General features: G+C 66.8%; 13 protein-coding genes. 7 read left to right on the top strand and 6 right to left on the bottom strand.

What is annotated here, in order from left to right; all coding sequences use genetic code 11:
• Positions 1–29 precede the first annotated feature (29 nt).
• The 3 genes from ACI2JH_RS03500 to ACI2JH_RS03490 form a co-directional block, all read right to left on the bottom strand.
• The gene (locus tag ACI2JH_RS03500) at positions 30–623 is read right to left on the bottom strand and encodes a thioredoxin family protein (protein WP_404735467.1); all 594 of its coding nucleotides are present in this window, start codon (positions 621–623) and stop codon (positions 30–32) included.
• Positions 624–635: 12 nt separating this feature from the next.
• Positions 636–2,135 carry a peptide MFS transporter gene (locus ACI2JH_RS03495; protein ID WP_042615242.1) on the bottom strand — a complete coding sequence of 500 codons (1,500 nt, stop codon included), beginning with the start codon at positions 2,133–2,135 and terminating at the stop codon, positions 636–638.
• 166 nt (positions 2,136–2,301) lie between these two features.
• Complete coding sequence (locus ACI2JH_RS03490; protein WP_101099295.1) at positions 2,302–3,156, bottom strand: tryptophan 2,3-dioxygenase; 855 nt, start codon at positions 3,154–3,156, stop codon at positions 2,302–2,304.
• A 428-nt stretch (positions 3,157–3,584) separates the two neighbouring features.
• Between ACI2JH_RS03490 and pdhA the strand changes: the two genes are divergently transcribed.
• The 4 genes from pdhA to ACI2JH_RS03470 are packed head-to-tail and all read left to right on the top strand — an operon-like array spanning position 3,585 to position 7,473.
• Positions 3,585–4,667 (top strand): pyruvate dehydrogenase (acetyl-transferring) E1 component subunit alpha, encoded by a 1,083-nt coding sequence (gene pdhA / locus ACI2JH_RS03485; protein WP_182656251.1) that lies wholly within the window; start codon positions 3,585–3,587, stop codon positions 4,665–4,667.
• Positions 4,660–5,727: an alpha-ketoacid dehydrogenase subunit beta gene (locus tag ACI2JH_RS03480; RefSeq protein WP_101099354.1), complete on the top strand. Its 1,068-nt coding sequence runs from the start codon at positions 4,660–4,662 to the stop codon at positions 5,725–5,727. The genes pdhA and ACI2JH_RS03480 overlap by 8 nt, the downstream gene beginning before the upstream one ends.
• Position 5,728: 1 nt before the next feature.
• A complete protein-coding gene (locus ACI2JH_RS03475) occupies positions 5,729–6,082 on the top strand; it encodes an SH3 domain-containing protein (RefSeq protein WP_042615246.1) in 354 nt (117 codons plus the stop codon).
• Positions 6,079–7,473 carry a dihydrolipoamide acetyltransferase family protein gene (locus ACI2JH_RS03470; protein ID WP_404735466.1) on the top strand — a complete coding sequence of 465 codons (1,395 nt, stop codon included), beginning with the start codon at positions 6,079–6,081 and terminating at the stop codon, positions 7,471–7,473. The genes ACI2JH_RS03475 and ACI2JH_RS03470 overlap by 4 nt, the downstream gene beginning before the upstream one ends.
• Positions 7,474–7,563: 90 nt before the next feature.
• On the opposite strand, the gene ACI2JH_RS03465 is transcribed toward ACI2JH_RS03470, so the two are convergent.
• The gene (locus ACI2JH_RS03465) at positions 7,564–8,196 is read right to left on the bottom strand and encodes an NAD-dependent dehydratase (protein ID WP_404735465.1); all 633 of its coding nucleotides are present in this window, start codon (positions 8,194–8,196) and stop codon (positions 7,564–7,566) included.
• A gap of 112 nt (positions 8,197–8,308) precedes the next feature.
• On the opposite strand from ACI2JH_RS03465, the gene ACI2JH_RS03460 reads away from it, so the two are divergent.
• The gene (locus tag ACI2JH_RS03460; RefSeq protein WP_182656254.1) at positions 8,309–9,847 is read left to right on the top strand and encodes a GGDEF domain-containing protein; all 1,539 of its coding nucleotides are present in this window, start codon (positions 8,309–8,311) and stop codon (positions 9,845–9,847) included.
• A 142-nt stretch (positions 9,848–9,989) separates the two neighbouring features.
• Here ACI2JH_RS03460 and ACI2JH_RS03455 read toward each other — a convergent pair whose 3' ends face one another.
• Positions 9,990–10,931 carry a DUF808 domain-containing protein gene (locus tag ACI2JH_RS03455; protein ID WP_182656255.1) on the bottom strand — a complete coding sequence of 314 codons (942 nt, stop codon included), beginning with the start codon at positions 10,929–10,931 and terminating at the stop codon, positions 9,990–9,992.
• A 187-nt stretch (positions 10,932–11,118) separates the two neighbouring features.
• Between ACI2JH_RS03455 and ACI2JH_RS03450 the strand changes: the two genes are divergently transcribed.
• Positions 11,119–12,759, top strand: coding sequence for an AarF/ABC1/UbiB kinase family protein (locus ACI2JH_RS03450; RefSeq protein ID WP_182656401.1), 1,641 nt, complete (start codon positions 11,119–11,121; stop codon positions 12,757–12,759).
• A 215-nt stretch (positions 12,760–12,974) separates the two neighbouring features.
• Positions 12,975–15,077, top strand: coding sequence for a phosphoglycerol transferase I (locus ACI2JH_RS03445; RefSeq protein WP_349998659.1), 2,103 nt, complete (start codon positions 12,975–12,977; stop codon positions 15,075–15,077).
• Between the two features lie 469 nt (positions 15,078–15,546).
• Here ACI2JH_RS03445 and ACI2JH_RS03440 read toward each other — a convergent pair whose 3' ends face one another.
• Entirely contained in the window at positions 15,547–17,925 is a 2,379-nt protein-coding gene (locus ACI2JH_RS03440; protein ID WP_404735498.1) for a DUF3772 domain-containing protein, read from the bottom strand.
• Positions 17,926–17,948: the final 23 nt, after the last annotated feature.

The following is a 17,948-nucleotide window of genomic DNA, read 5'->3' as shown; positions in this document are numbered from 1 at the left end:
AATTGAGCGCTGCGGCCTGGCAGCGCGCCTCAGCGCGGCGCCCATTCCTTCATGAAGGCGAGGAACTTCGCACGGTCGTAGCTCTTGCCCTGCTCCAGCTCACCGGTGAACTGCGAATGCAGCAGGCCTCCCTCGGCGTCCAGCACGAACAGGTGCGGGTAGCCCTTCACTTCCGGGAACTGCGACAGGAACGCCTTGTTCTCGTTGTCTTCGCTGTAATTGACCTTCATCCACACGTAGTTCGCGTCACGCATGCGGCGCACTTCGGCGTCGCCTTCGACGAATTTGTCCAGGATGTGGCACCACGGGCACCACTCACCGCCCACGTCCAGGATGATGCGCTTGTTGCCACGCTGCGCCTCCACTTTGGCCGTTTCCAGGTCCGCGGCCGGGTCGCGGGCCGGATCGAACGAGGCGTTGAGTGCCGCGATGGCCGCGATGTCCGCAGCCGCCGGGGTATTGCCGGAGGCCACCGGCACGCTGGGATCAGCGGCCGGTGCCTCGGTGGGACGCGTATCCAGCGGCTGCGCAGGCGCCTTGGCGGACTCGGAACCGGGTTGCGAGCATGCTGCCAGAGCAGCGGCCAGAACCCCCATGGACATCCAACCTGCGATCTTGCGCATTCGCTCTTCCTCTTACTTGACGCCGTGCATTAGCTTGTTGATCAGCGGCGCCAGCAGGAACAGGATCACACCCGAACCGATCAACGCCCAGAAGCCGAAGGTATACCCTTTCAGCGCCGATTCCACGGTCATGCCGCCTTCACCGCTGACCACGCCGGCGAAGATGCCCGACAGGTTGTTGCCGATGCCGGTGGACAGGAACCAGCCACCCATGCCGAAGCCGACCAGGCGGACCGGGGCCAGCTTGGTGACCATCGACAGGCCGATCGGCGACAGGCACAGCTCACCGATGGACTGGATCACGTAGACCATGAACAGCGTCCAGAACGGGATCTTGCCGTCCACGACCAGCTGCGACAACGCGAACATCAGCAGGGCGAAGGCCGCGCCGTTGAACAGCAGGCCCAGGCCGAACTTGCGCGGGATGGACGGATTGGCACGGCCCATCGCCACCCAGATCCACGCGATGATCGGGGCCAGGGTGATGATGGCCACCGAGTTCACCGACTGGAACCAGGCGGTCGGGAATTCCCAGCCGCCGAGGTTGCGGTTGACGATGTTGTCGGCGAGGAAGGTGAACGAGCTGCCGGCCTGTTCGAAGAACATCCAGAACATCACGTTGAAGGCGAAGATGATCAGCATCGCGATCACGCGGTCGCGCGCGACCTTGCCGTTGCGGACACCTTCGACCAGCAGCAGGACGGCCAGCGCGATGAACAGCACCAGCAGGATCCAGGCCAACGCGGTGGCGCCGGTGGAGAGCAGGAAGAACGCCACCGGAATGGCCACCAGCGAACCCACCGCGACCATCACGATGCGGCCATAGCCTTCGGCGCCGGCCGGCGGTGCGCCGATGCCGTTCAGGCCCTTGCGGCCGATGTAGAACCACACCAGGCTGATCAGCATGCCCACGCCGGAGGCGATGAACACCACCTTGTAGGACGGCATCGCGCTGGTGCCGAACACCTTGCGTGCGAGGTATTCGGTCAGCACCGGGGCGATCATCGCGCCGATGTTGATGCCCATGTAGAAGATGGTGAAACCGGAGTCGCGACGCGGATCGTTCAGGCCGTACAGCTTGCCGACCATGGTCGAGATGTTCGGCTTGAACAGGCCATTGCCCACGATGATCGTGGCCAGGCCCAGTTCGAACACCTGGTGGTTGGGCAGGGAGATCATGAACAGGCCCGCCGCCATGATCACCGCGCCGGTGAGGATCGAGCGCTGGTAGCCCAGCACGCGGTCGGCGATGTAGCCGCCGAAGATGGCCGCTGCGTACACCAGCGCCAGGTAGGCGCCGTAGGTGCGGCTGGCCGCGGCTTCACCGCCGGCATCGCCGTTGAAGAACTGCGACACGATGTACAGCACCAGTGCCCAGCGGATGCCGTAGAACGCAAAACGTTCCCAGAACTCGGTCATGAACAGCATCCACAGCGGGCGTGGGTGGCCCAATGTGGTCTTGAATTCCGGCACGGCCGGTTCGGGGGTATTCGCAGTGGCGTTCAGGCTCATGCGGGATTCCTGGTTCGGTGGATGACAGGCACGTCCGCTGTGCCGAGCTAACGCGCGAGGATCACCGACTTCTGGCGTTCACGTCAAATACACACCGATCGAAGCAGGTCACCGCCCGGTCGCGGAACTTGCAACTGCAACAATCTGAATGGGGGACGCCGGCGGCTCAGCCCTCCAGCGTGGTCCGCACCTGGAACAGTTCCGGGAAGAAGGTCAGCTCCAGCGCCTTGGCCAGGAAGCCCACCCCGGACGAACCGCCGGTGCCGCGCTTGAAGCCGATCACCCGCATCACGGTGCGCATATGGCGGAACCGCCACAGCTGGAAGGCCGTCTCCAGATCGACCAGGTCCTCGCACAGCGCGTACTCGCGCCAGTAGCGGTCGGTGTCCTGGTAGATGCGCTCGAACACCGGGTGCAGCGCATCGTCGGCCACGTGCGGCAGTGACCAGTCGCGGTCCAGGTACTGCGCCGGGATGTCGTGGCCGAAGCGCGACAGGTACTGCAGGAACTCCTCGTACAGGCTCGGCGCCTGGAGTGCCTGGCGCAGCCGCTGCTGGCCCGCTTCGTCGTGCTCGAACACCTTGAGCATCTGCGCGTTCTTGTTGCCCAGCAGGAACTCGATGTAGCGGTACTGCAGCGACTGGAAGCCGGAGGAAGGGCCCAGCACATCGCGGAAGCCCATGTACTCGGACGGCGTCAGCGTCTCCAGCACCGACCATTGCTCGGTCAGCTGGCGCAGCACCAGCTTGCTGCGCGCCAGCACCTTCTGGCACTGCCAGACCTGGTCACGCTGCAGGAAGCCGATCGCCGCGCCCAGCTCGTGCGCCAGCAGCTTCAGCCACAGCTCGGAGGTCTGGTGCTGGATGATGAACAGCATCTCGTCGTGGTGCGGCGGGCTGGAAAGCGGCTGCTGCGCGGCGAGCAGCTGGTCCAGCCGCAGGTAGCCGCCATAGGTCAGCCGGTCCTGCAGGTCGGTCAGGATGCCGGCTTCGAGATCACGTTGGTTGTTGTCGACGGACATGGGGCGGGACCGGCTGAAAAGAGAAAGCGTAGCAGGCCGACCGCAGATCGCCGGCGCGGGGGGGGGAGGACCGTGGGCCGCTGCCTTCGGTGGGGCACGACCCTGGGCCGTTGGCTGCGGCGGGGTGACGACCGTGGGCCGCTGCCTTCGGTGGGTGACGACCGTTGGTCGTCACAGGGCCCGTGGAACGCACAAACCCGCATCCCGGCGCGTGGAACCGCTTCCGGAGGGTCCCATCCCCGCCCTCACGGGCGTATTCTGGTGCTCTGCAGCAACGGCTGAATACGTTGCTGTCACGGGCCGCCTACCCGCCGGCAGGAGCCTGGCCGGGGAAACCCTTGCTGCGCCGCAGGACAGCTTTTTCATACGCCGTCCTTAACATGGCGATTCATATCATTTGTAACTTCCTGTCGAAGGTGCAGTCCGCAATGACAGTTGCCGCTGAGTTCAAGATCGAATACCTCCAGTACCTCAACGCAGACGGCAAGCTCGTCCGCGATGACCTGCCCGCTTCGCTGCGGGATCCCAAGGTGCTGGTCCCGCTGTTCAAGCAGATGCTCTACGTGCGCGTCTTCGACAGCAAGTCCATCGCCCTGCAGCGCACCGGCAAGCTCGGCACCTATGCCGCCTGCCTGGGCCACGAAGCGGCACATGTCGGCATCGGTGCAGCCATGCATCCCGGCGATGTGTTCGCGCCGAGCTACCGTGAATACGGCGCCATGTTCATGCGCGGCGTGCGCCCCTACGACGTGCTGATGTACTGGGGCGGCGACGAGCGCGGCAACGACTACGGCGGCAATGCGGCCAAGGACTTCCCGTTCTGCGTGCCGATTTCCACCCAGTGCCTGCACGCGGCCGGTGCGGCGCTGAAGTTCAAGCTCAACGAGGAGAAGCAGATCGCCGTGGCGGTGTGCGGTGACGGTGGCAGTTCCAAGACCGACTTCTACGCGGCACTGAATTCGGCTGGCGCCTACAAGCTGCCGCTGATCCTGTGCATCGTCAACAACGGCTGGGCCATTTCAGTGCCCCGTTCGGCCCAGACCGGTGCCGAAACGCTGGCGCAGAAGGGCCTGGCCGGTGGCCTGCACTGCCTGCAGGTGGATGGCAACGACCTGATCGCAGTGCTGGCGGCGATGGAACAGGCGCGCGAGCGCGGCCTGTCCGGCAACGGCGGCACGGTGCTGGAACTGATGACCTACCGCCTGTCCGACCACACCACCGCCGACGACGCGCGCCGCTACCGCGACGATGCCGAAGTGAAGGATGCCTGGCTGCTGGAGCCGATGCTGCGCCTGCGCAGATACTTGACCGACCAGGGCGTGTGGAGCGAAGCCGAAGAAAAGGCCTGGATCGAGCAGTGCGGCGCGCGCGTGGACGAGGACGTGAACCAGTACCTCAACACCCCGGTGCAGCCGGTCGAAGCGATGTTTGATTTCCTGTATGCCGATCCGCCACCGGACCTGCTGGCCCAGCGCGCTGCCGCCATTGCCCTGGAGCAGCGTCATGGATGACATCAAGCACGGCGTTCCTGCTTCCCGCACCAATGCCGCCGACAGCGCCGCTGTCGCCGGTGGAGACACGGTCATGACCAGCACCCCCATCACCCTGATCGAAGCCATCACCCAGGCGCTGGCCTGGGAGCTTGAGCACGACAAATCCGTGCTGGTGCTGGGCGAGGACGTGGGCGTCAACGGCGGCGTGTTCCGCGCCACCGCCGGCCTGCAGCAGCGCTTCGGCGCCAACCGCATCCTCGATACTCCGCTGGATGAAACCACCATCGCCGGCCTGACCATCGGCCTGGCCGCGCAGGGCATGAAGCCGATCGCAGAAGCCCAGTTTGACGGCTTCATGTATCCGATGGTCGACCACATCATCTGCCATGCCGCGCGCCTGCGTACCCGTACCCGTGGCCGCCTGCACTGCCCGATGGTGCTGCGCGTGCCGTGGGGCGGTGGCATCCGGGCCCCGGAACACCACAGCGAAGCCAACGAATCGATCTTCACCAACGTGCCCGGCCTGCGCGTGGTGCTGCCGTCCTCGCCGCAGCGCGCCTACGGCCTGCTGCTGGCGGCGATCCGCGAACCGGATCCGGTCATCTACATGGAGCCCAAGCGCATCTACCGGCAGTACAAGGAAGTGGTGGCCAACGATGGCGAAGCGCTGCCGCTGGACGTCTGCTTCGTGCTGCGCGACGGCACCGACGTGACCCTGGTGACCTGGGGCGCACAGGTGAAGGAAGCACTGGAAGCAGCCGACAAGCTGGCCGGCGAAGGCATCAGTGCCGAAGTCATCGACGTGGCCACGCTGCGCCCGCTGGACTTCGCCACCATCGCCGAATCGGTGGCCAAGACCGGCCGCTGCGTGATCGTGCAGGAGGCCCCGAAGACCGCGGGCTTCGGCGCGGAGATCGCCGCGCGGCTGGCCGAGGAATCGCTGTACGACCTGCTGGCACCGGTCGAGCGGGTCACCGGCTATGACACCCACATTCCGTTGTTCCGCCTGGAAATGAAGTACCTGCCCAGCGTGGAGCGGATCGTGGCGGCGGCCAAGCGCGCCGTTGCGGCAGGCTGACATGCGGGCCCGTCTTCTCGGCCCGTACCGCAGCCAGTACCCCAACCCGCTCCGGCTGCGCACCGGCCAGATCGTCGAGGTCGGTGTGCGCGACGAGGAATGGCCGGCATTCGCCTGGGTGCGCACCCGCGAAGGTGGCGCAGGCTGGGCGCCGGTCGCCTGGCTGCAGCTGCTGGACGATGGCCACGCAGAAGCCCTGCGTGACTATGACGCCCGCGAGCTGGACGTGGAAAACGGCGAGATGGTACGGCTGCATCATGAACATGGGGGCTGGTGGTGGTCCGAGCGCGCGAATGGCGCGACGGGCTGGCTGCCGGCCCACGAACTGGAACTGCTGGAAGAGAACTGCACATGAGCCAGACCAAGAATTTCAACCTGCCCGACCTGGGCGAAGGCCTGCCGGACGCCACCATCGTGGAATGGTTCGTCAAGGAAGGCGACACCATCCGCCTGGATGAGCCGCTGGTATCGATGGAGACGGCCAAGGCCGTGGTGGAAGTGCCTTCGCCGGTGTCCGGCAGGATACTGAAGCTGTCCGGCGCGGCCGGTGACATCATCCCGACCGGCGCTGTGCTGGCCAGTTTCGAACTGGACCCGAACCTGCCGCAGCGTGCGGACGGCCAGGACACCGGCCACAGCCACGGCCACGCCGCACCGGCGGCGACGCCGAGCACCGGGCAGCCGGCGCCGGCCCAGGCCAATGCCGTGGTGGCCTCCGATGAAGGCGGCGAGATCAAGGACGCCGGCGAGCGCGATGACGCCGGCACCGTGGTCGGCGCGATGCAGAGCTCCAACACCGTGCACGCCGAACAAGCGGTCGCTGTCGGCGGCGTCAAGGCCGTGCCGGCGGTGCGTGCGATGGCGCGCAAGCTGGGCGTGGACCTGTCGCGCGTGCGCGCCAGCGGTACCGATGGCGCGGTCACCATGGCCGACGTCAAACAGGCTGCTACCGATGGCACTGCCAAGGTCGGCGCTACGCCGACTGCAGCGGCGGCACCGCAGGCCGCGCAGGTGTCCGCACCGGCACCGGCACGCGTGGAAAGCCCGCGCGCGCCGATGTCGGCCGCCGGCAAGCCGATGCGCACCCAGCCGCCGGGCGTGTCCGCCAAGGGCCAGCCGGAGCAGCTGAAGGGCGTACGTCGCAACATGGCGCGGGTGATGGCCGATGCGCACAGCAAGGTCGTGCCGACCACGCTGAACGACGATGCCGATCTGCATGCGTGGCTGCCGGGCAACGATGTCACCGCCCGCCTGGTGCGCGCGATCGTGGTCGCCTGCCAGAAGGTCCCGGCGATGAACGCCTGGTTCGACGGCGAAGCGCTGACCCGCACCCTGCACGCGCACGTGGACGTGGGCATCGCGGTGGATACCGAGGAGGGCCTGTTCGTGCCGGCCCTGCGCAACGCCGACATGCTCGATGCGCGCGGGATCCGCGAAGGCGTCAACCGCCTGCGTGAGCAGGTCGAAGCCCGTTCGATCGCCGCCTCGGAACTGAGTGGCTACACGATCTCGCTGTCCAACTTCGGCATGTTCGCCGGCCGCTACGCCACCCCGGTGGTGGTGCCGCCGTGCGTAGCCATCATCGGTGCCGGGCGTGCCCGCTACCAGATGACTCCGGTAATGGGCGGCGTGGAATCGCACAAGGTGATCCCGCTGTCGGTCACTTTCGACCACCGCGTGGCCACCGGCGGCGAAGCCGCCCGCTTCCTGCGCGCGATGATGGACGACCTGGCGCTGGCCAACTGATGCGGTAATGACGGCCCTTGTGGGTCACGACCGTTGGTCGTCACAGCCCGGCCGAGACGGTGACGACCAACGGTCGTCACCCACACGTGCTCAGGCCAGCTCAGCGGCGCTGACCACGTGTTCGCCGGGGCGCGGTGCCAATGCGGCATCCACCAGCGCGGCCGCGATGTTCTCCGCCGGATTGATTCGCCAGCCGCGCGGCAACAGCGGACCCAGCACGCCCAGCACCCGCAGCGCCAGCTGTTCACCGGTGCGTTTGTGCACACGCTGGCCACCGATCAGCCCGGGCCGCACCAGCGTCAATGAATCGAAATCCAGCCCGCGCAGCTCCTGTTCCAGCGCCCCCTTCACCCGGTTGTAGAAGATCCGCGATCCCGCATCCGCGCCCGCCGCGGAGTTCAGTACGAAGGTGCCGGCACCATGCGCAAGGGCCTGGCCGGCGAAGGTCAACGGGTAATCGTGGTCGATGCGCTTGAAGGCCTCGCGGCTGCCGGCCTGGGCCATCGTGCTGCCCAGCGCGCAGATCACCGCATCCACCGCCCACCAAGGCGCGGTGCCGGGCAGGTGCTCGAAATCCAGCACCGGATTGTCCAGCTTGGACGCGGTCGCCTGCAGCGGCCGCCGGCTCGGCGCAACCAGCCCCGTGCAGCGGGGATCGTCCAGCAACAACGCCAGTGCCTGGCTCCCTACGAGTCCGCTCGCGCCCAACAGCATTACCCGCATCGCCTTCTCCCCTGGCTGATTTTCCCCATCGTGAACGCTGGACGGGTATAAAGCCAACGACGGCCGCGCCGATATGCTGTCACCAGCCTTTGCCTCCCCCGGACACTCCTGCATGACGGACCGCCGTGACTCCCGCCCCGCCCCCGGCGCCCAGCCTGGACCGCTGGCGCTGGTCCGTGCGGCCGCCGTGGGTGGCGACGGTCCCCGCGCGGTGACCCGCGGTGGCAACGGACTCAGCCTGCAGCAGCTGTTCGCGCACGCCTCACACCCCGAATCCCTGCTGGCGGCCTTTGCCGATGGCATGGCGACCCTGCCCGGCGAGCTCGGCGACATGGGCGACCGCCTGCAGTCGGCGCAGGCCGATGCGGACTGGCCACGCTACGGCCGCGCGATGCGCCAGCTGATCGACAAATACATCCGCACCATCGAACTGCACGCCCCCGATGCGCCGCCCGACGGCGATCGCCTGCGCGAACAGCTGCGCCAGGTGCTGGGCATCACCGTGGCCGGCCTGCTGCAGCACGATCCGCAGCTGCGCGAACAGGCCGTGGCGCAGGCCGCCGCCTGGAAGCAATGGCAGCCCGGCCAGCCGCTGGACGCGCTGGAACAGGGCCAGCGCGAACTGGGCCACCAGATCGGCGTGCGCAGCGAGGCCTGGCAGGAACGCGACGAGCTGCTGCTGGGCCTGTTCGACCTGCTGCTGGAAAACATCAGCGAACTGCTCGATGACGGGGCTTGGCTGCACGGACAGATCGACGCGGTGCGCCAGTTGTTGTCCGGTCCGCTGGACACCGCGGCGGTCGAACGGACCCGCAGTGAACTGCGCCAGGTGATCTACAAGCAGGGCCTGCTCAAGCAGGGCATCAGCGAATCCAAGGCCGCCATGCGCGGGCTGATGGGCGACTTCGTGCAACAGCTGGACGGCATGGCCAACAGCACCGGCGAGTACCACGACCGCATCAGCAGCTACGCCCTGGCGCTGCGTGAAGCACGCAGCATCGCCGACCTCAACCAGCTGCTGCAGGGCGTGCTGCAGGACACCGGCCGGGTGCAGCAGCAGGCTGCGCAGGCACGCGACCACCTGGCCAACGCACGGCTGGAAGTGGAAGTGGCCGAACAGCGCATCGCCCAGCTGGAACAGGACCTGCGCGAGGTGACCGACCTGGTCCGTACCGACCCGCTGACCGGCGCGCTCAACCGCCGTGGACTGGACGAGCTGTTGCAGTCCGAACTGGCACGTTCGGGCCGGGCCGGCACCGCGCTGGCGGTCGCGGTGATCGATCTGGACGAGTTCAGCCAGACCAATTCGCAGTTCGGCCACGCCGGCGGCGACGCCGTGCTCAAGCATTTCGTCAGTGTCTGCCAACTGCTGCTGCGTGCCAGCGACAACGTGGCGCGGCTCGGGGGCGACGAGTTCGTGCTGGTCATGCCCGATACCCCCGGTGCAGACAGCATGTCGACCCTGCAGCGCCTGCAGCGTTCATTCGCCCAGCGCGTGTTGAACGTGCAGGACCAGCGCGTTCCGGTGCATTTCAGCGCCGGGTTGGCGCAGTGGAGCGCCGGCGATACCGCAGAGTCGCTGCTGCGACGCGCCGACGAAGCGTTGTACGCGGCCAAGCGGCTGGGCCGCAACCGCGTGCAGGCCGGCTGAAGGGTAATGACCGCCCGGTAGTGACGGCCGCTCCCGGTGGGTGACGACTGCTCCCGGTGGGTGACGACCGTTGGTCGTCACAGCCTTCGATCCTCGGAAGCGTGACGACCAACGGTCGTCACCCACCAAGGCCACCTGTCCGTCAATGCGCCGGCTTGCCGCGCAGCTTCTGCACCAGCATCACCGCGCCCAGCACCAGCGCACCGATCACCACGCCCACGCCCACGTTCGCCAGCGCGTTGACCAGCCACGCCCACTGCCCTTCACCACCATGCTCCAGCACCCAGTGGTGCAGCGCCGGCACGTTGTGCACCAGGATGCCGCCACCAACCAGGAACATCGCGGCAGTGCCGGCAATGGACAGGAACTTCATCAACCATGGCGCACTGGCGACCATGCCGCGCCCGAAGGCCGCTACCGCGCCGCCCTTCCTGGCCAGGTACAGCCCGGCGTCGTCGATCTTGACGATGCCGGCCACCAGCCCGTAGACGAAGACGGTCATCGCCACGGCCACCACGCTCAGGGTCAGCAGCTGCTGGGTGAATGCCGCGCCGGAGGTGACCACCACGCCCAGGGTCAGCACGATCACCTCGGCCGACAGGATGAAATCGGTGCGGATCGCGCCTTTGATCTTGTCCTTCTCGAAGGCGACCATGTCCACCTGCTCATCGGCCAGCGCCTGGCGCCGCTCCGCCTGCTTGGCCTCATCTTCTTCGGCCGGATGCAGGAAGCGATGAGCCAGCTTCTCCACGCCTTCGTAGCAAAGGAAGGCACCGCCCAGCATCATCAGCGGCACGATCAGCGGCACGTTGTAGCCGCGCGACTTCAGCCAGGCCTCCAGCGCACTGATCGCCAGCGCCGCCGGCACCAGGATCAGCTTGTTGACCAGCGACCCCTTGGCCACCGCCCAGATCACCGGCAGTTCGCGGTTGGCGCTCATGCCGGTGACCTGCTGCGCGTTGAGCGCCAGGTCATCGCCCAGCACGCCGGCGGTCTTCTTTGCCGCGACCTTGGTCAGGACCGCCACATCGTCCAGCAGGGTGGCGATGTCATCGAGCAGGGTGAACAGGCTGGCGCCGGCCATGAAAGGTCCATGTTGGAAGGGAGGTCGAGGCTGGATTCTGACCGAAAAGGCGTGAATCCTGAAAGACGGCGTCCGGATTCACCACTCCACTACCTGGGCGCAGCCACACTGGGCCTCCCGTACCGTCGCGGAGTCCTGCTTGAACAACCCGTCTGCCGCGCCCGCCAACCCGCCCCTGATCACCGGCATGAACCGTCGCAGCCAGATCCTCCGCCTGCTGATGCGCTATCGCAATTCCGGCGTTTTCTCCGGAATGAACCTGGAAGCCGCTGGCGCCCCCGACGTGCCGCCGGACGGCAACCCGGAGCAGTTCGTCACCGATCTGGAATCGCTCGGCCCGACCTTCGTCAAGCTGGGCCAGATGCTGTCCACCCGTCCGGACATGGTGCCGGTGGAGTTCGCCACGGCGCTGGAACGGATGCAGGAAAGCGTCGCGCCGATCCCGGTCGAACGCATCCACACCATCATCGAAAAGGAGCTGGGCGCCACGGTGTCCACCCTGTTCGCCAGCTTCGATCCGGTGCCGCTGGGCTGTGCATCGATCGCCCAGGTCCACCGCGCCACCCTGCGCGATGGCCGCGAAGTGGCGGTGAAAGTGCAGAAGCCGGAGGTTGCCGCGCAGCTGCGTTCGGATCTGGAAGCGCTGCGCAGCTTCGCGCTGGCCGCCGATCACCTGACCCAGGTCGGCCGCCGGGTGCGCCTGCGCGACTGGCTCAACGAGTTCGCCAAGACCCTGATGCAGGAGCTGGACTACCAGGCCGAAGCGGAGAACCTGCAGCGCTTCGGCCAGCACCTGCGCCCCTTCAAGCCGCTGTGGGTACCGCAGCCGGTGTGGGACTACTGCAGCCATCGCGTGCTGACCATGCAGCTGGCCGACGGCGTGCGCGTGGACATGATCCCGGACATCCGCCGCACCGAACAATCGATGGATCCGCTGGCGGCCGCGCTGATCCGCGGTTACCTGGACCAGATCTTCGTGCACGGCGAAATCCATGCCGATCCGCATCCGGGCAACCTGCGGGTGACCCATGATGGCCGCCTGGCGATCTTCGACCTCGGCATGGTCGCGCACATGCCGCCGCGGCTGCGCGAGCGCTTGCTGAAGGTGCTGTTTGCCGCCGTGGACGGACGCGGTGAGGAAGTGGCCGATGAGATCATCGCCATCAGCACGCGGCTGGAATCGTTCGAAGAAGAACGTTACCTGCGCGAGACCGGGCAGATGATCGCCCGCTACGCCGCCAGCAACCATTATTCCGAAGGCCGCGTGGTGCTGGACATGGTGCGCATCGCCACCGCCAGCGGCCTGCGCACGCCGCCGGAGCTGAGCCTGATCGGCAAGGCGCTGTTGAACCTGGAAACCGTGTGCCGGCTGTTGTCGCCGACGCTGGATACGCGGCGCATCGTGGAAAAGCAGCTGCAGCATGTGATGCGCGCGCGCCTGAAGAAATCGCTGTCGGCGGCCAACCTGGCCAGCGAAGCAATGGAAGTGCAGGAACTGCTGCGGGTCGGTCCGCGCAAGATGACTGACATCCTGGCGCTGTTGGCCGAGAACCGCCTGCAGATGAAGGTGACCGGGCTGGAAGAATCGCGGCTGATGGAAAACCTGCAGAAGATCGCCAACCGCGTGTCCGCCGGCATCGTCACTGCCGCGCTGATCCTGGCGTCGGCGTTGATGATGAAGGTGGACAACGGCGTGCACCTGTTCGGGTATCCGGCCATCGCGATGATATTGATGCTCATCGGCGTATTCCTGGGCCTGGGCATCATCACCAGTGCGCTGTTGTTCGACCGCCGCGCACGCGCCCGCGAAGAGCGCGGCCACCGGTAGCGTGTGTCGAGCAAGCTCGACACTACGCACTCACGCACGCTGCACAAAGCTGACGGCATCGCCGCGATCGTCGTTTTCAACAAACATTTCAGTCAGGTTCGTGCAGGCATGATCCGGTCATCGGGCTGTCATGCAGATGTGCTTGGCAGTTCCGGTCGGATGGACACGCGTCGGTACGACGTCCATCACCACCTCCGTCACTGCCGAATACGCCCATGCTCTGGATTCTGTTGCTTACGCTGTTCGTGCTTGCCTGGCTGTTGCTGGTTTCCAGCAAGTGGTTGTGGTGGAAGGCCGGCCTGCTTTCGGTCCTGCTGGTCGCACTGAGCAGCTGGTGGGTGATCGACCAGCTGTCCGGCGACGGCCTGAATGCGGCCACGTTGTACCACCTCGGCGCCGATATGGAAGGCGCGGGTGTCTCCGATTTCAAGCGCGTCATCGCCGGCTATATCGCGCTGCTGCTGGTGTCACTGCTGCCGTTGGCGCTGGTGCGCATCAAGCGCTGGCAGCGCCCAGGCAACGGCCGGGCACTGTTCGTCGGCTTCGCCGGTGTGTGGGTGCTGGCGGTATTCATCAGCCCGCTGTTCGCCGATGGCCAGCGCCTGTATTACCAGCTGCGCCCGGTCGATTTCGCCGGGATCGCGCCCGAGTACCAGGTGCCCACGCAGCCGTTGCAGCGTCCGCGCAACATCGTGTGGATCTACGGCGAAAGCCTGGAACGTACCTATCTGGACGAGAAGGTCTTCCCCGGCCTGATGCCCAACCTCAACAAGCTGGCGGCGCGCTCGCTCGACGTGCGCGGGCTGGATTCACCGGAAGGCAGCGGCTGGACCATCGCCGGGCTGGTTTCCTCGATGTGCGGCGTGCCGCTGACCACCGCCCAGGGCGATGAGAACAGCATGGACCGCATGGGCAGCTTCCTGCCCAAGGCCGTGTGCCTGGGTGATTACCTGAAGCAGCAGGGTTACACCAATCATTACCTCGGTGGCGCCAACGGGCAGTTCGCCGGCAAGGGCCAGTTCCTGGCCAGCCACGGTTTCGATGAAGTGCATGACCTGGCGTGGTTCAAGCAGCAGAAGAAGGTCGGTCGCATCCATTACTCGGCCTGGGGCGTGCACGATGACGTGCTGCTGGACACCGCGTATCGCCGCTTCGAGCAGCTCTCGCGTGGAAAAGAGCCGTTCATGCTGACCACGCTGACCATGGACACCCATCATCCCGCGGGCCACCTGCCGGTGTCGTGCCGCAACGAGCGCTATGAGAGCGAGCACGGCAACATCGGCCTGCTCAATGCCCTCAAGTGCACCGATCGCCTGATCTCCCAGCTGGTCGCGCGCATCCAGGCCAGCCCGTATGGCAAGGACACTTTGATCGTGGTGTCGTCCGATCACCTGGCCATGCCCAACGACCTCAGCCACGTACTGGCCAGGCAGGAGCGCGAGAACCTTCTGCTGTTCGTGGGAAACGGCATTGAACCGCGCCAGCTGCAGGTGGACGACGCTACCACGCTGGACAGCGGCGCGACCCTGCTGAGCCTGCTGGACCCTTCGATCCAGCGCATCGGCTTCGGCCGCTCGCTGCTGGATCCTCAGCGTCCGGCCAGCGCCAGCGTGGCTGCGCGCAAGGACAACGGCCGCGACTACCCCAAATACCTGGCCTTCGCCCGTTCGCTGTGGCTGGGCGAACCCACCCGCGAGCTGCGCATCGACGAGGGCAACCAGGTGGTGGTCGGTGTGCAGCACGTGCAGCCGCCGGTGCTGCTGGAGTACGACAAGGACTGGGCCCTGAAGTCGGTCTACCTGGAGAACACCTCGCGTCAGTTCGACGAGGCCGACAAGGACAGCACGCTGGCTTACGTGGACCGCTGCACCGCCTTTGAAGACGGTTCCGCCGATGGCGACTGGTGCGCGCTGCTGGTCAACCGCGAGAACGGCATCAAGCTGTACCGCGATGACGAACTGCGCGGCGGCGTGCAGGTGGATGCCGCGCTGGACGCTTTCGAGGGTCCGCGCCCCAGCGTGCGCCAGGCGCACATGATCACCGACAAGGGCCGCCGCACGCGCGCCGGCCAGTACATGCTGGAACTGGTGGCGAGTACGCAGCCGCAGCGCGGTTTCTGGATCGAAGCGGTGTCATCGCAGCGGCAGGTGGTGCTGGCCCAGCAATGGGTGCAGCCCGATGCCAGTGGCCGCATCAATCTGAGCTTCGGCCTGGACCATGAGGTGGATGACCTGGAGATCCGGGCGTGGCTGAACCATGCCGAGAAGCTGGCGGTGGATACGTTTGCGCTGGTGCCGTCGCGGCGGCCGCGTGGGTAGTGGGTCGAACGGGTGAGACCCCCTCGCGGGTGGCTTGAAAGCAGCAGCCTTGGTCTGGGCCGGGCGGTGAGGCTGGTCGGGGGACGGCAAAAGCCGCTCCTGCGGGCCTCGTTTCGCGCCATCCATGGCGCTCAACGCCCCCGCCCAGCCCCACCGCCCGACCCCCTGACAGGTTCCGGTGGCCGCCACCCGCGCATAGAAAAGAATTAAAAGCGGTAGCGCCGACCCATGGTCGGCGGAGACCATTGGACCCCATTGCCCCACGAATCCGCCGAACATGGGTCGGCGCCACCAGAACCGCATGTCCAAGGCCACCATGGAGCTGTCAAAGGCGGGGCGGGGTGGGTTGGCGGGGGCGTTGAGCGCCATGGATGGTGCGAGACGAGGCCCGCATGGATGCGGCCCTTGCCGTCCCCCGCCAACCCACCCCGCCTACACATAGCCCTCCGGCTGTAGACGTTGCTCCTGCTCAGCCGACTCGATCAGTGTCAGGATCCCGCACCAGGTGGATGTCCGTCGGCGAGGACAACGCGATGCCTCTGGCCGCCAGTTCCTGCAGCAGGCTGAAGAACAGGTCGCTGCGCGTGCCGTACACCTGGCGCGGGCTGGAGACGTAGGCAAAGCTGTTGATCGCCACCTGACCGCCGCTGATCGAGTCGATGAACACCGACGGCGCCGGGTCGGACAGCACGCTGGAATGCGCCGTGTAGGCATCCAGCAGCACCTGCTTCACCGCCGCCACGTCCGCGTTCAAGGGCAGGGTGAACTGGATCTGGATCCGGCCCTGCGCGCTGCCCATGGTCATGTTGCGCACCGTCTTGGTGATCAGCTCCGAGTTCGGCACGATCAAGGTCGACTTGTCGCCGACCGTTATTTCGGTGGAGCGCACGTTGATGCGGCGGATGTCGCCTTCCTGGTCGCCGATCTTCACCCAGTCACCGATCTTCACCGGCCGCTCGGCCAGCAGGATCAGGCCGGAGACGAAGTTCTGGGTGATCGCCTGCAGGCCGAAGCCGATGCCCACCGACAGCGCGCTGACCACCAGCGCCAGCTGGCCGAAGCCGATGCCCAACGCGGTCAGCGACCACAACACGGCAAGGATGATGCCCAGATAGCGGGCCACGGTACTGATCGAGTTCTGCGCACCCGAATCCAGTTCTGTCTTCGGCAGATAGGTCTCCATCAGCCAACGCTGCAGCGCCTGCATCAGGGCCAGGCCGGCCAGCAGCACGACGATGGCCAGCAGAATCTTGCCAGGCCGCAGCGTGATCTCTGCACTGATCGGTATGCCCTTCGACAGCGCCTCCACGCTGCCCAGCACCGACCCGACATTGCCGAACGGAGCAGTGAAGATCAGCAGCGCCAGCAGCACCAGCACGATGCGGCTGAAGGCCGACAGCAGCACGCCGGCCTGCTCCACCTGTGCTGCGCTCAGGCCGGTGGTCAGCACCACGGTGCGGCCGATGCGGCTGTCCGGATGCAGCATCCAGGTGCACAGATCATCGGCGAACTTGAGCAGGAGGCTGGTGGTCAGCGCGACGATGCCGCCCCAGACCAGCTGCGAGGTCACGAACTTGGCGAAATTGAGGTAACCGAACAGCGAGGCGATGATCGCCGCGGCCACCACCACGTTGCCGGCCACGCGGGTCAGCACGATCCAGCCACTGCGGTGGGCCGGGCCACGGGCGCGTGCATCGGCCGCCTGCGCTTCAGCGCGCTCGGCGGCCTCGGCGGTCTGCCGCCGGTGCAACCGGGACAGCGTGACCAGCATCGCCATGATCAGGCACAGGTAGATCAGCGCGATCACACCGTCCAGCGCGATGGTGTTGATCTCGCTGGTGCGCGCCGCACGATCCACCGCCGCCAGCATGATGCTGATCCAGCTCACCGCCGCCGCGCTCCACGCGTACTTGCGCAGGTTGCGCGCTGCGGTGTCGTCCAGGTCCAGCAGGCGCCACGACGGTCGTTTGGGGGCCAGCAGGCAGGCACTCAAGGCCACGATGAAGGCCGCAAAGCAGGTGGCCCCCAGGAAGTAGTTGGAAACGGTCTGCAGGCGCGGCGGGATGGCACCCACCGCGTCCATCGCCGCCACCAGCGCCCAGGCCGCCAACCCGGGCATCGCCGTGCCCACCACCAGCAGCCAGACCGCAAGGCCGGTCCGGCGCAGGCGACCCTGCGGCGCGTTCTCGGCGGCCGCATAACGCCGCCCCAGCGCCCGCAGCCACAGCCGCACCGGGAAGAACAGCACCAGGCATACCCCAAGGCCCAGCAGCGGCAGGCCCCCGCCCTCACGCTTCAACGCATCGCGTACCGCATTGGTGCCCAACCGGTACAGCGCCAGCACCCGCGTGGTATCGGCCGGCGCGGTCGCGGCCACCTGGCTCCACAAGGCCGGCGACAGCGGCGAGGCGACCTTGCGGCCCAGCTCCTCGCTGAACTGGCTGGCGCGCAGCTTTTCGATGTCCGCAGCCAGCTGGTTGGCGTTGACCACCGCCAGCTCGGCCCGCTTGAGGGTGCCGTCAATGCTGTTCCGCCGCTTGGTCAGGCTGGTGCGCTGCACCGCCACTTCGCGTGCTTCCGTGCTGCCCTCGGCCACCTCGCCCAGTGGCGCCAGCTGCTCGTTGAGCTGGTCCAGCTGCGGCTGCAGCGCTTTGGCGGCCGCGTCCGCATCGTCCTTGGCCGCCTTCGCCCGCTCGCTCAGGGTGGCAAGCGTATCGGGCGTTTCGGCGTCCTCCAGCGAGGCCCGCGCGGACTTCAGCGTGGCCTCGGCCCGGGCTACCCGGGCGTCAGGTGTCAGGTCGGCCGGCTCCTGCGCCAGCACTGGAGCGCCGGCCAGGAACAGCAACATCAGCAGGGCGACGAGGGCACCGC

This window comes from Stenotrophomonas sp. NPDC078853, from assembly GCF_044901215.1.
Lineage (GTDB): Bacteria > Pseudomonadota > Gammaproteobacteria > Xanthomonadales > Xanthomonadaceae > Stenotrophomonas > Stenotrophomonas lacuserhaii.
Note: the sequence above shows the minus strand (reverse complement) of the source record. Positions and strands in the feature narration are given on the sequence as shown.